Source organism: Amycolatopsis viridis, from assembly GCF_011758765.1.
In the GTDB taxonomy this organism is placed as follows: domain Bacteria; phylum Actinomycetota; class Actinomycetes; order Mycobacteriales; family Pseudonocardiaceae; genus Amycolatopsis_E; species Amycolatopsis_E viridis.
On sequence record NZ_JAANOU010000001.1, the window covers coordinates 4,151,429 to 4,163,349 of the forward strand.

14 protein-coding genes are annotated in these 11,921 nt (G+C 72.9%); 4 read left to right on the plus strand and 10 right to left on the minus strand.

All coding sequences use genetic code 11. The annotated features are described in order from the left end of the window. Window positions 1-423 precede the first annotated feature (423 nt). From FHX46_RS20455 to FHX46_RS20480, 6 genes are all read right to left on the minus strand, one after another. Window positions 424-1,674, minus strand: a complete 1,251-nt coding sequence (locus tag FHX46_RS20455; RefSeq protein WP_167117487.1) for a deoxyguanosinetriphosphate triphosphohydrolase — start codon at window positions 1,672-1,674, stop codon at window positions 424-426. Window positions 1,675-1,959: 285 nt separating this feature from the next. Further along, entirely contained in the window at window positions 1,960-2,592 is a 633-nt protein-coding gene (locus tag FHX46_RS20460) for a YdcF family protein (protein ID WP_167117489.1), read from the minus strand. A 24-nt stretch (window positions 2,593-2,616) separates the two neighbouring features. After that, a complete protein-coding gene (locus FHX46_RS20465) occupies window positions 2,617-3,222 on the minus strand; it encodes a response regulator transcription factor (RefSeq protein WP_167117492.1) in 606 nt (201 codons plus the stop codon). Beyond that, on the minus strand, window positions 3,219-4,355 hold the full coding sequence (locus FHX46_RS20470) for a sensor histidine kinase (protein WP_167117495.1): 1,137 nt from the start codon (window positions 4,353-4,355) through the stop codon (window positions 3,219-3,221). The genes FHX46_RS20465 and FHX46_RS20470 overlap by 4 nt, the downstream gene beginning before the upstream one ends. Next, entirely contained in the window at window positions 4,355-5,083 is a 729-nt protein-coding gene (locus FHX46_RS20475; RefSeq protein ID WP_167117498.1) for an ABC transporter permease, read from the minus strand. The genes FHX46_RS20470 and FHX46_RS20475 overlap by 1 nt, the downstream gene beginning before the upstream one ends. Further along, window positions 5,080-5,997: an ABC transporter ATP-binding protein gene (locus tag FHX46_RS20480; protein WP_167117501.1), complete on the minus strand. Its 918-nt coding sequence runs from the start codon at window positions 5,995-5,997 to the stop codon at window positions 5,080-5,082. Before FHX46_RS20480 ends, FHX46_RS20475 begins: the two co-directional genes overlap by 4 nt. Window positions 5,998-6,105: 108 nt before the next feature. Here FHX46_RS20480 and FHX46_RS20485 point away from each other — a divergent pair, with 108 nt between their 5' ends. Together FHX46_RS20485 and FHX46_RS20490 are read left to right on the plus strand one after the other, a co-directional pair. Next, window positions 6,106-6,663: a helix-turn-helix domain-containing protein gene (locus FHX46_RS20485; RefSeq protein ID WP_167117504.1), complete on the plus strand. Its 558-nt coding sequence runs from the start codon at window positions 6,106-6,108 to the stop codon at window positions 6,661-6,663. Further along, window positions 6,660-7,184 carry a GNAT family N-acetyltransferase gene (locus FHX46_RS20490; protein WP_167117507.1) on the plus strand — a complete coding sequence of 175 codons (525 nt, stop codon included), beginning with the start codon at window positions 6,660-6,662 and terminating at the stop codon, window positions 7,182-7,184. The genes FHX46_RS20485 and FHX46_RS20490 overlap by 4 nt, the downstream gene beginning before the upstream one ends. Before the next feature lie 22 nt (window positions 7,185-7,206). On the opposite strand, the gene FHX46_RS20495 is transcribed toward FHX46_RS20490, so the two are convergent. Continuing rightward, on the minus strand, window positions 7,207-8,592 hold the full coding sequence (locus FHX46_RS20495) for a glycine--tRNA ligase (RefSeq protein ID WP_167117510.1): 1,386 nt from the start codon (window positions 8,590-8,592) through the stop codon (window positions 7,207-7,209). A gap of 175 nt (window positions 8,593-8,767) precedes the next feature. On the opposite strand from FHX46_RS20495, the gene FHX46_RS20500 reads away from it, so the two are divergent. Together FHX46_RS20500 and FHX46_RS20505 are read left to right on the plus strand one after the other, a co-directional pair. Continuing rightward, window positions 8,768-9,151 carry an ArsR/SmtB family transcription factor gene (locus FHX46_RS20500; RefSeq protein ID WP_167117513.1) on the plus strand — a complete coding sequence of 128 codons (384 nt, stop codon included), beginning with the start codon at window positions 8,768-8,770 and terminating at the stop codon, window positions 9,149-9,151. After that, window positions 9,148-9,585: a Fur family transcriptional regulator gene (locus FHX46_RS20505; protein ID WP_167117516.1), complete on the plus strand. Its 438-nt coding sequence runs from the start codon at window positions 9,148-9,150 to the stop codon at window positions 9,583-9,585. Before FHX46_RS20500 ends, FHX46_RS20505 begins: the two co-directional genes overlap by 4 nt. 154 nt (window positions 9,586-9,739) lie before the next feature. On the opposite strand, the gene FHX46_RS20510 is transcribed toward FHX46_RS20505, so the two are convergent. The 3 genes from FHX46_RS20510 to FHX46_RS20520 are packed head-to-tail and all read right to left on the minus strand — an operon-like array spanning window position 9,740 to window position 11,838. Beyond that, window positions 9,740-10,459: a TIGR03943 family putative permease subunit gene (locus FHX46_RS20510; protein ID WP_167117519.1), complete on the minus strand. Its 720-nt coding sequence runs from the start codon at window positions 10,457-10,459 to the stop codon at window positions 9,740-9,742. A 9-nt stretch (window positions 10,460-10,468) separates the two neighbouring features. Continuing rightward, on the minus strand, window positions 10,469-10,831 hold the full coding sequence (locus FHX46_RS20515; RefSeq protein ID WP_167117521.1) for a hypothetical protein: 363 nt from the start codon (window positions 10,829-10,831) through the stop codon (window positions 10,469-10,471). After that, window positions 10,828-11,838: a permease gene (locus tag FHX46_RS20520; protein ID WP_167117524.1), complete on the minus strand. Its 1,011-nt coding sequence runs from the start codon at window positions 11,836-11,838 to the stop codon at window positions 10,828-10,830. Before FHX46_RS20520 ends, FHX46_RS20515 begins: the two co-directional genes overlap by 4 nt. Between the last annotated feature and the right edge of the window lie 83 nt (window positions 11,839-11,921).

Consider the following 11,921-nt stretch of genomic DNA (forward strand, 5'->3'; position numbering starts at 1 on the left):
GAAGTGGCACCAGCGGCAGCGCTCGCGCCGGAACCACGACGTGCCCGGGCAGCCGGTGCTGCCGGTTGCGCCCCGCCGGCACCCTGCGGCACCGTCTGCTGTGGACCGTCCACGTGGGGCAGCTGAACCGGATCCGGTCCGGGCAGGCTCTTGCCGGTCCACAGCTCGCCCGGCACATCAGGCAGGCGTGCTGGAGCCCCGGAGCGCGACGGCGCCGGCACGTGGCCGCACCGCCGCCACTGGACCGGCGGCACCACCACGCCGCCACCACCCGGCACCAGCCGCCGGGTCGAACCCGAACCTCTCCGCGTCACAGCCGGCCCCGCACAACGAGGCACGCGTGGTGCCGCACCGGGGGTCACCAGGCACCCACAGCCCGGGCGTGGCTACGCGAACGGGCGCGGTGCCGCCCGCGGCCGCCGATCAGGGGCGCCCGGTGTGCCAGCGGTGCCATGCGTGCGCCTGGGCATCCGTGAGCGAGGCGACCTGGTCGATCACCACCCGCAACCGCGCGGCGTCATCCGGGGCGGCCTGCCACGCCGGGTGGAAGGCCGCCTCCAGCGGGTCCGGTGCGCGGTCGGCCAGGACCGTGACCAGCTCGGCCAGCAACTCCCGCTGGCCCTCCAGCACGGCCAGCCGCTGCGGGTCGCTCATCACGTAACGCAGCGCCAGCGCCTTGAGCAGCGCGACCTCGGCCGCCACGCGATCCGGCACCACCAGGGCCGCGTCGTAGCGCGTGAGCGGGCCGTCGCCGTACTCGGCGCGCGTGCCGGTGACCGCCGCGGCGGCGAACCGGCCGACCAGCTCGCTCGTCATCCGTTTCACCGCGATCTGCGCCCGCGGCGTCCAGTCGAAGCCGCCACGCGCCAGACCGGCGACGACCGGCAGGTCGAGCAGGTCACGGGCGGCGCCCTCCAGCGCGGACACCGACAGGTGCGAGAAGTGCTTCGCCGCCAGCTCCGCCACCGCGGCGCGCTCACCCGGATCGGCGAGCACGGCCAGCGACAACCGGCCGGCCAGCACGCCGTCCTCCACGTCGTGCACCGAGTACGCCACGTCGTCGGCCCAGTCCATGATCTGCGCCTCGAGGCAGGTGCGATCCTCCGGCGCACCCGCCCGCATCCAGTCGAACACCTCCCGGTCGTCGTCGTACACCCCGAACTTCACCGTGCCGGCCCGCCGCGGCCACGGGTACTTCGTGGCCGCGTCCAGGCACGCGCGGGTCAGGTTCAACCCCGCGTGCTCGACCTTCGGCTCGAGCCGGGTCAGGATGCGCAGCGTCTGCGCGTTGGCCTCGAACCCGCCACACGCCTGCCCCGCCTCGTCGAGCGCCCGCTCACCGTTGTGGCCGAACGGCGGGTGGCCGATGTCGTGCGCCAGCCCCGCCGTGTCCGCCAGGTCCGGATCGGCCCCCAGCTCCTCGGCGATGCCGCGCCCGATCTGCGCGACCTCGAGCGAATGCGTCAACCGCGTGCGGGGCACCCCGCTGATCTCGGTACCCTCCCCCGGCCCGACCACCTGGGTCTTGCCCGCCAGCCGGCGCAGCGCGGCGGAGTGCAGCACGCGGGCGCGGTCCCGCGCGAAGGCGCTCCGGCCGTCCGGCCGCGACCCGGGAAGCGCCGCCCGCTTCGGCGCCTCGCCGAGCCACCGTTGTCGATCGTGCTCGCTGTACACCCCGCAACTCTACGGGCGGGAACCGACAGTTCCGGTGCACGCACGCCCGGATCGCACGAGATGCCCGCTCGTGCGGGTACGGCGGCGGCGAAGCGGGCGCGCCGTGGCACGCCGGGAACGAGAGCAAACGGGTGCCCACCTGCGCCGAGAGCGCCTACATCGGCGGCGGCCACGCCCCGGCCCCGGTGCCCGTTGCGGCCCCCGCCTGGCCCGGCGCCGTCTACTCCTACGGCGACTGCGCCGAGGCGCTGAAGACCTTCCAGCTGCGCAGCCGCCGGGCGAGGGTCAGCCGAGCCCGGTGCCGCCGATGTTGTCGGCCGGCGTCTTGGTCAGCCGGTAGAACAACAACGCGCCCGTCTCGCGGTAGATGTAGGCGAACTGGGTCTGCCGGGTCATCACGATGGGACCGCTGTGGGTCGGCGACGTCCAGGTGCTCAGGCCCGCGTCGTCGGCCATCGTGCGCGCCCGCAGCGAGTGCCACGGGTCGCTCACCAGCACCGCCGTCCGCAACCCCCGCGACGTGAGGGCGGCCGCCACCGCGCGCAGGCTGCCGAGCGTGTCGCTGCCCTCGCCGACCGCCAGCGTCGCCGTGCGCGGCACACCGTTCTCGATCAGCCAGTTCGCCCCGGCCGACGCCTCGGTGTAGGCGTCGCCCGCCTTGTTGCCCCCCGCGGTGACGATCCGGTCGGCCACCCCGGCCTTGAACAACTGGATCGCGTGCCTGAGCCGGGCCTGGAAGATCGGCGACGGCTTGCCGTTGTACTGCGCCGCGCCGAGGACCACGATCGCGTCGGCGCGGCTGCGATCGTCGTCCCGCGCTACCTGCCACACCCGGAACGCCGTCCCGCCCATCACCATGGACAGCACCAGCACCGTGCCGAGCACGGCCCGGCGCACCCACCTCACGCGATCACCCATCCCGGTCATCCTCCCAGACGGGCCTCACAGCCAGCCGCGCTCCTCCGCCAACCGGATCGCCTCGGCCCGGGTGCGGGCACCCGTCTTGCCGATCGCGGCCGACAGGTGGTTGCGCACGGTCCCCTCGGACAGCTGGAGCCGCCGCGCCACGTCGGACACCGTGCCGCCGTCGCTGGCCGCGCGCAGCACCTCGTGCTCACGGGGCGTCAGCGGGCTCGCGCCCGTCGCCAGCGACTCGGCCGCCAGCGCCGGATCGACCACCCGCAGTCCGCTGTGGACCCGCCGCACGGCGTCGACCAGCTGTTCCGGTGGCGAGTCCTTCACCACGAACCCGGCGGCACCCGCCGCCATCGCCCGCGCCAGGTACCCGGGCCTGCCGAAGGTCGTGCACACGATGATCCGGCACGACGGCAGCGCCGCGTGCAGCTCGGCCGCCGCGGTCAGACCGTCCTTGCCGGGCATCTGCACGTCGAGCAGCGCCACGTCCGGCGCACTCCGCGTGGCCGCGCCCAGTACCTCGTCCCCCGACCCGACCTGGCCGACCACCTCGATGTCCGGCTCCAGTCCGAGCACGGTCGCCAGTGCCCCCCGCACCATCGCCTGGTCGTCGGCCAGGAACACCCGGATCACGGCACCTCCACCTGCTCGCGCACGGACACTTCGGCCCGCAACCCGAACCCCTCCCCGGGCCGCGCCCGGACCTGCAACGTCCCACCGAGCTCGGCCAGCCGCTCCCGCAGCCCGCGCAACCCGTTGCCCGCCCGGCCCGGTTCTGTCCCCCGGCCGTTGTCGGAGATCTCCATCCAGTTGCGCCCGAGCCGCACCTTGACCCGGGTCGCCCCGGAGTGCCGCAGCACGTTCGTCACCGCCTCCCGCAGCACGTACCCGAAGGCGCTCTGCAGCTCGGGCCGCACGTTGTCGACCGCGCTCGGCAGGTCCGCGTCGATCTCCGCGGCCCGCAGCGCCGCCCGCGCCCCCGCCAGCTCCGCCGACAGCGACACCTCGCGGTACTCCGACACCGTGGCCCGCACGTCGGTCAGCGCGCTGCGCGCCAGGCCCTCCACCTCGCGGATCTCGGCGATCGCCCGGTCCGGGTCCGCGGCGGTCTCGATCAGGCGCCGCGCCAGCCCGGCCTTGACAGTGATGGTGGTGAGGCTGTGGCCGAGGATGTCGTGCAGGTCCCGCGCCAGCCGCTCACGTTCGGCGCTCACCGCGAGCGCGGCGATCTCCTCGTTCGCCCGGCGGAGCCGCCGCACCGTCTGGGCGAGCCGGCCCATGAAGAACATCGCGGTGGTGATGCCGACGACCGTGCCGATGTCCGAGGTGTTCCCGTGCACGTCGTTGTGGACGAGCAGCAGCACACCGCACCCGGCCGTCGCGATGCCGTCGAGCACCAGCACCCAGCCGGGCGGCAGGCTCATCGCGATCGCGATCGTGGCGTAGAGGAGCATGTAGATGGAGGTGCCCTGCAGCAGTACCGCCCAGCCGAGCACCAGCATCACCACCGCGAACGGCAGGCGGACCCGCATCCGTCGGTGCGAGAGCAGGAAGAACGGGAAGGTCACGTAGCACAGGCCGTAGGCGACGAGCAGCACCACGAGCAGCGGGTCCGGGTGCCGGCCGACCGGCACCGCGGTGACGAGGTAGAAGATCGCCCCGAAGAACGGCCAGCGCAGCACGAACGCCGGGCGGGGCCGCCCGGCCGCGTGCTCGTCCCACCACTGCGCCCTGTCGTCGGCGTCGGCCACCGTGCTGCTCCCCATCACACCCGTGCGGAGTCCTTACGGTAACGGCGGATCACCACGGACCCGACCGCGACTGTCCACACCGCGAGCCACAGCACGTCCTGCCCCAGGCCGGCGCTCAGGTCGGCGGTCACCGCACCACGCCCGACCTGCGCCATCCAGAAGCTGGGCAGCACGTGCGACACCTGCAGCAGCCAGTGCGGCATCGCGTCGATGGGGATGAAGATGCCCCCGAGCAGGGCCATCGGCAGCATCACCAGCTGCGTCATCGGCTGCACCGAGTCGGCCGTGGCGACCTGGCCGATGAGCAACCCGATCAGGGCGAACGGGACGGCGGCGAGCCACACCCCCAGCGTGACCCGCAGCCAGCTCCCCGCGCCGAGGGACACGCCCTCGGCGACCGCGCCGACCAGCGGCACGAGGACCACCGGTGCCAGCGCGAGCGTCAGTCCCGTCGCGGCTTTCGCGGTGAGGTAACCGGCGCCGGAGAGCGGGGTCAGGCGCAGCTGGCGCTGCCAGCCGGCTTTCCGGTCCATCGCCACCCGCGCCCCGACGAACAACGCCGACGCCATCGCCCCGAACGACGTCATGCTGACCATGAGCGCGGCGACCGCGCCGTTGTCCCCCTTGGCGAAAATCCCCACGTACAGCAGGAACAGCAGCACCGGGAAGGCCACGGTGAAGATCAGGAACCGCGGCGAGCGCAGCACCCGGCGGATCTCCAGCACCACGTACTTCAGGCTCATCGGTCGTGCTCCTCGTCGGCGGTGAGGGTCAGGAAGGCACCTTCCAGCCCGATTGCGGTGATTTCGATGTCGTGCGCGTCCGGGAACCGGGACAGCAGCGCGCGCAGCGTCGCGTCGGAGTCCGAACTGGACACCGCGATCCGGCCGCCGCGCACCTCGTACTCGGTGACGCCGGGCAGCTCGGCGACGGCCGCGACGGTGGCGCCCGGGACCGCGGCGCGCAGGGTGCGGCCGCTGGCCAGCGCCCGGACCTGGGCGACGGAGCCGTCCGCGACGATCCGCCCGGCGCGCATCAGCACGACCCGGTCGGCGAACTCCTCGGCCTCCTCCAGGTAGTGCGTCGCGAACAGCACGGTGCGGCCGGTGTTGGTGAAGGCGTGCATCGACTTCCAGAACTCGCGGCGGCTGCCGACGTCCATCGCGGCCGTGGGCTCGTCGAGCACGAGCAGGTCCGGGTCGCTCACCAGGGCGATCGCGAACCGCACCCGCTGCTTCTGGCCGCCGGAGAGCTTGGTGCCCCGCCGGTTCGCCAGGTCCTCGATGCCTGCGCGCCGCAGGGCCGCGGTGACCGGCATCGGGTTGCGGTGCAGCGAGGCGACCATGCCGACCATCTCCCCGACGGTCGCGTCGTCCAGCAGCGCCGCGCCCTGGAGCATCGCACCGATCGCACCCCGCGCCACAGCCTCGGCCGGCGTCGCACCGAAGATCGATACCTCACCGGAATCGGGCCTGGTCAGACCGAGCATCATGTCCACCGTGGTGGACTTGCCCGCACCGTTGGGGCCGAGCAGCGCGACCACCTCGCCGGGCGCGATCGCGAGGTCGACGCCGTCGACAGCGCGCACGTCGCCGTAGTGTTTGCGCAACCCGGTCAGCCGCACCGCGGCCCGGGTCATCGTCTCTGTTCCCGCCATGCCTTCAGCGTGCCGCCGCGGGCGCCACCGGCCACAGGCCGAGCGTCACGACCTGACCATGACAAGTGTCAGGGTCAGCTGTCCCGAATATGAGATAGTCTCGCTGATATGAGAGCCATCGAGGAGCGCCTGGCGGCCCGCCTCGCGCAGCTGCGGGCGGACCGGGGCTGGTCGCTGGACGACCTCGCGGACCGGTCCGGCGTGAGCCGGTCGACGCTGTCGCGAGTGGAACGCGGCGAGATCAGCCCCACCGCGTCACTGCTGGGCAAGCTGTGCACCGCCTACGAACGGCCGATGTCCCGGCTGCTGACCGAGGTCGAAGCGGAGGGGCCGCAGCTGGTCCGCGCGCCGGAGCAGACCGTGTGGACGGACGACGACAGCGGGTTCACCCGGCGGTCGGTGTCGCCACCGCACCCGGCATTCCGGGCGGAGGTCGTCGAGGGCACGCTCCGGCCGGGCGCCGACATCCGCTACGACGCACCGTCGGTGCCCGGGCTCGAGCAGCACGTGTGGGTGCTGGCGGGCAGCGTCGAGGTGACGGCCGACGGCGCGACCCACCCGCTCGGGCAGGGCGACTGCCTGCGGTTCCGGCTGTGGGGACCGACGCGGTTCCGCTGCCCGGGGCCGGCGGCGGCGCGGTACCTGCTGGTCCTGGTGATGCCGTGATCACGCGACTGTCCGCGGCCGGGTTCACGGCCGCGGTGCCCGCCCTGGGCGAGGTGCTCGCCGACTGCACGAATGGCGGCGCGTCCGTGGGCTTCCTGGCGCCGCTCGGCACGGCCGAGTCCACCGCCTGGTGGGCGGAGCTGGCCGGCGACGTCGCCGAGGGCCGGGTGCTGGTGTGGGCGGCCTGGGACGGCCCCCGGCTGGTCGGAACGGTCCAGCTCCGGCCCGCGCGGCTGCCCAACGCACCGCACCGGGCCGAACTGGCGAAACTCCTGGTCCACCGGGACGCGCGGGGCCGCGGGCTGGGTCGTGCGCTGCTCGCGGAGGCCGAACGTGCGGCTCGCGCGGCGGGCATCACGCTGCTGGTGCTCGACACCGAAACCGGCAGCCCGGCCGAACGCCTGTACCGGTCGGCGGGCTGGACCGAGGCCGGAACCGTGCCGGGTTACGCCGCCGATCCGGGCGGCACGCTGAAGCCGACGACGTTCTTCTACAAGAACGCCGTGGTCACAGCGGGGTGACCAGGGCGCCTCGAGTGTCGGATCAGCAGCCGGGCAGGCGGGCGGCGAGGTAGGACTCCACCTTGTCGATCGCGACGCGCTCCTGCTGCATGCTGTCGCGCTCCCGCACCGTCACGGCCTGGTCTTCGAGCGTGTCGAAGTCGACCGTGACGCAGAACGGGGTGCCGACCTCTTCCTGGCGGCGGTAGCGCTTGCCGATCGAGCCGGCGTCGTCGAAGTCGACGTTCCAGTTGCGGCGCAGCTGGGCCGCGAGGTCCTTCGCCTTCGGCGTCAGGTCGGCGTTGCGCGACAGCGGCAGCACCGCGGCCTTGAACGGTGCCAGCCGCGGGTCGAGCTTGAGCACGACGCGCTTGTCCACCCCGCCCTTGGCGTTGGGCACCTCGTCCTCGGTGTAGGCGTCCAGCAGGAACGCCATCATCGGGCGCCCGACACCGGCTGCCGGCTCGATGACGAACGGCCGGTAGCGCTGCTTCGTGGTCTGGTCGAAGTAGGCCAGGTCCACCCCGGAGTGGTTGGAGTGCGTGGTGAGGTCGAAGTCGGTGCGGTTCGCGATGCCCTCGAGCTCACCCCACTCCTGGCCGGCGGAGAAACCGAAGCGGTACTCGATGTCGACGGTGCGCTTCGAGTAGTGCGACAGCTTCTCCTTCGGGTGCTCGTAGTGCCGCAGGTTCTCGCGGTCGATGCCGAGGTCGGTGTACCAGTCGGTGCGCAGGTCGATCCAGTACTGGTGCCAGCGCTCGTCCTCACCCGGCTCGACGAAGAACTCCATCTCCATCTGCTCGAACTCGCGGGTGCGGAAGATGAAGTTGCCCGGGGTGATCTCGTTGCGGAACGACTTGCCGATCTGGCCGATGCCGAACGGCGGCTTCTTCCGCGACGTGGTGAGCACGTTGAGGAAGTTCACGAAGATGCCCTGCGCGGTCTCCGGGCGCAGGTAGTGCAGCCCTTCCTCGGTCTCCACCGGGCCGAGGTGCGTTTTGAGCATCATGTTGAACTCGCGCGGCGCCGTGTACTGCCCCCGCGTGCCGCAGTTCGGGCAGGGGACGTCGGACAGGTCGTCCTCCGAGGTCTCCTTGCCGGTGCGCGCGCTGTACTCCTCGGCCAGCTGGTCGGACCGGAAGCGGCGGTGGCAGGAGGTGCACTCGACCAGCGGGTCGTTGAAGGCGTTGACGTGACCGGAGGCCACCCACACCTGACGCGGCAGGATCACGGAGGAGTCGAGGCCGACGACGTCGTCGCGGCTCTGCACCATCGTGCGCCACCACTGGCGCTTGATGTTCTCCTTGAGCTCGACGCCGAGCGGTCCGTAGTCCCACGCCGACCGGGTTCCGCCGTAGATCTCCCCGCTCGGGAAGACGAAGCCACGACGCTTGCACAGGCTGACGACGGTCTCAATGTTGGCGGGCACTCCACGCTCTCCATCAGATGCGGGGACGGTTAACAGTTGTTGACAAGCGTATCCGGCGGTGCTGCCGGCGCCCGGCGCGGGGCTTGACACGGTCCGGGTGAGGCGATAACGGCAACCACTACCGGAAGAACACTAGGATGGGGGGACACCGACCGACCCGAGGCTGGAGATGGCTATGCCGATGGTTCGCCCGGACGCCGCGTTGCCCGGATTGCCCGACGAGGCCGAGCAGGTGCACGCCGCCGACGAGCTGAACCCGCGCACGCCGCCCCAGCCGGCCGCGACGCTGTCCGAGGCCGGTGAGCTGCTGCGGGCCTTGTCGGCGCCGGTGCGCATCGCGATCGTGCTCCAGCTGCGCGACGCCGACCGGTGCGTGCACGAACTGGTGGATGCGCTGGACGTGGCGCAGCCGTTGATCAGCCAGCACCTGCGGGTGCTCAAGGCGGCCGGGGTGGTGCGGGGTGAGCGCCGGGGCCGCGAAGTGGTGTACCGGCTCGTGGACGATCATCTTGCGCACATCGTGATGGACGCGGTGGCCCACGTCCAGGAGGGTTCATGACGAGTAGCGAGGTCCGCCGGGCGCCGGTGCCCGGTCGCCGGTCCACCAAGCAGCGGGCGGCCGTGGTCGACCTGCTGGCCGAGGTCGACGACTTCCGGTCCGCGCAGGAGCTGCACGACGAGCTGCGCAAGCGCGGTGACGGCATCGGGCTGACCACCGTGTACCGGACGCTGCAATCGCTGTCCGAGGCCGGCGAGATCGACGTGTTGCGCACGGAGTCCGGCGAGGCGGTTTACCGCCGCTGCTCGACGCATCACCATCACCACCTCGTGTGCCGGCACTGCGGGTTCACCGTCGAGGTCGAGGGCCCGGCGGTGGAGCGCTGGGCCGAGAAGGTGGCGACCGGAAACGGGTTCTCCGAGATCCGCCACACCGTGGAGATCGTCGGCACCTGCGCCGACTGCACGCAGCGCCTGGCGAACCGGCTGTCCTGACACCTCCCGTCGCGGGCGGCGTGGGGTTGAGCAGCGACCCACGGCCGGGCTTGTGCCTTTCGGTGTGCGCGCCGAAGGCGAGCGGGTACCCGTCCTGGCTTCCGCGGCGGGACCGGTCGGTGTGCTGGTGACGCCCTCGCCCGGGGAACGGCACCTAGTACTCGTACGGATCGTGGGGCGCGGGGATCGGCCGCAGTGAGCCGACCGTGAGGTCGGGCGTGTAGCCGTTCCCGGCGACGGCAGTGCCGGGCACGACCTGGCCGGTGACCTCGAGCCAGCTGTCGTCGCGGAAGCGGGCCGCGGCGGGACCGGTGAGGCGGACGGTCACCGGTGCGGCGTCGGCCGCGCAGCAGCGGATCACCATCCGGGCCAGCAGTACACCGTCCTTGCCGTGCACGACGAAGCCGGTCAGCTCGACCGTGCGGCCGGTGAGTGAGCCGCGCGCGTCCCAGCCCGCGCGGGTGACGAACTCGGTCAGAGTCAGTGGCACCACGTCCCCGCCCGGCAGCGGCGGGAAGGCGGCCGCGTCCTGCGTGGCGGCGCGGGGCGTGGCCGGGGCCCGCAGGACCGAGTCGGAGCCGAGCGCGGGCGGGGCGACGAGGAACACCGCGAGCACGGGCACGGCCAGCAGCCACGCGGAGCGCCCCGCGTGGTGATGACCGTGCGCGGCCGGGACGGCCGCGCGGGTCTGGCGCGCGGCGAGCACGTCCCGCACGATCGCCACCACACCGAGCAGCAGGATCACCGCTCCCCCCGCGATCACCCACGGGTGCTGCGCCGGCTTGACGTAGCGCAGGTAGTCGCCGTTGATCCCGATCTTGAGCAGCGCCCCGCCCAGGAGCACCAGCAGGACGTTCTGCGTTTCGCGCCGCATCGAGCTCCCCTACCGTTGCCCTGGCACGACGACGAGCCAGTCGGTGGCCGTGACCACGAACGCGACGGCTCCGGCCAGCGCGAGCAACGCGGCGACCGCGCCGAACGTCGCGCCGGCCCGGGCCGGCCCCACCGCGGCGTGCCGGCCGAGGACGCCGAACAGCACGGCCAGCACCGCCATCACCAGGATCAGCACCCACAGCGCGCCGAGCACCAGCGTCAGCACCACGGCCACCGGTGACGGCAGCGCGTCCCCGGCCCGCGGGCGCACGAACGCCCAGGTCACCCACGCCGACACGGCCATCACGACCGCGACGGCACCCAGCGCTGCCGACGACACGGCCAGCCCAGCCCGCGGCTGCTGCACGCTCATCCCGCACCGCCGAGGACGAGGATCCCGCTGATCACCGCACACGCGGTGGCGACGACGAACGTCACCGGCGCGAACCGCAGCGCGAACGACCGGCCGAAGGTGCCGGCCTGGAGGGCGAACAGCTTGACGTCGATGGCCGGGCCGACCACCAGGAACACGAGCCGCGGCAGGAGCGGGAGGCCGGTGAGGGAGGCGGCCACGAACGCGTCGGCCTCGCTGCACAGGGCCAGCACGACCGCCAGCACGGCCATGACCGCGACACCGAGCACGACCTGGTGACCGAGGACCTCGAACCAGGCGGCCGGCACAAGCACGTTCATCACGGCGGCGATGAGCGCGCCGAGCACCAGGAACCCGGCCGACTCGACCAGGTCGGCGCGCGCGGTCTCGGTGAAGGTGCGCCACCGGCCGTCGCCCTCGGGCAGCCGCTCCAGCGCGCGCCGCACGATCCAGTCGAGCTTGCCCCACCTCGCCCAGAGCAGGCCCATCACCACAGCGGTGGCGAAGGAGCCGAGGAACCGGGCGAGCACCATCTCGGGCCGCCCCGGGAACGCGACCGCGGTGGCGACCAGCACCACCGGGTTCACCGCCGGCGCCGCCAGCAGGAAGGTCAGCGCCGCGGCCGGCGCCACCCCCTGCCCGATCAGCCGCCGCGCCACCGGCACCGACGCGCATTCGCAGCCCGGCAGGGCGACCCCGGCGAGCCCCGCGACGCCCACCGCGCCCACCCGGTTGCGCGGGATCACGCGACGCAGCGCCCGCGCCGGGACGAACGCCGCGATCGCACCGCTGATCAGCACGCCGAGCACCAGGAACGGCAGGGCCTGCACGCACACCGCGACGAACACCGTGGAGCCGGTGCGCAGGGCCGGCACGCCGAGCACGTCACGCAACCAGCCCTGCCCGAGCACGGCGACGATCAGCAGCGCGCAGAGCACCTCGAGGGAGGTGATCCGCCCACGCCGCCGCGTGCTCCCGGGCTCGGTCCGGTCCAGTACTTCGCTCACCGGGCCGATACTGCCAGGCAGGACCGACCGGAGTCGCGGAACGGGCCCACGAGTGGACCCCTCGTGCACTTTCCGGCACGAAA

Bases quoted from the DNA above. Each gene is read 5' to 3' on its own strand.
- FHX46_RS20460 (WP_167117489.1), bottom strand. From the start codon at position 2,592: ATGGGTGATCGCGTGAGGTGGGTGCGCCGGGCCGTGCTCGGCACGGTG.
- FHX46_RS20470 (WP_167117495.1), bottom strand. From the start codon at position 4,355: ATGGGGAGCAGCACGGTGGCCGACGCCGACGACAGGGCGCAGTGGTGG.
- FHX46_RS20475 (WP_167117498.1), bottom strand. From the start codon at position 5,083: ATGAGCCTGAAGTACGTGGTGCTGGAGATCCGCCGGGTGCTGCGCTCG.
- FHX46_RS20480 (WP_167117501.1), bottom strand. From the start codon at position 5,997: ATGGCGGGAACAGAGACGATGACCCGGGCCGCGGTGCGGCTGACCGGG.
- FHX46_RS20485 (WP_167117504.1), top strand. From the start codon at position 6,106: ATGAGAGCCATCGAGGAGCGCCTGGCGGCCCGCCTCGCGCAGCTGCGG.
- FHX46_RS20500 (WP_167117513.1), top strand. From the start codon at position 8,768: ATGCCGATGGTTCGCCCGGACGCCGCGTTGCCCGGATTGCCCGACGAG.
- FHX46_RS20505 (WP_167117516.1), top strand. From the start codon at position 9,148: ATGACGAGTAGCGAGGTCCGCCGGGCGCCGGTGCCCGGTCGCCGGTCC.
- FHX46_RS20510 (WP_167117519.1), bottom strand. From the start codon at position 10,459: ATGCGGCGCGAAACGCAGAACGTCCTGCTGGTGCTCCTGGGCGGGGCG.
- FHX46_RS20515 (WP_167117521.1), bottom strand. From the start codon at position 10,831: ATGAGCGTGCAGCAGCCGCGGGCTGGGCTGGCCGTGTCGTCGGCAGCG.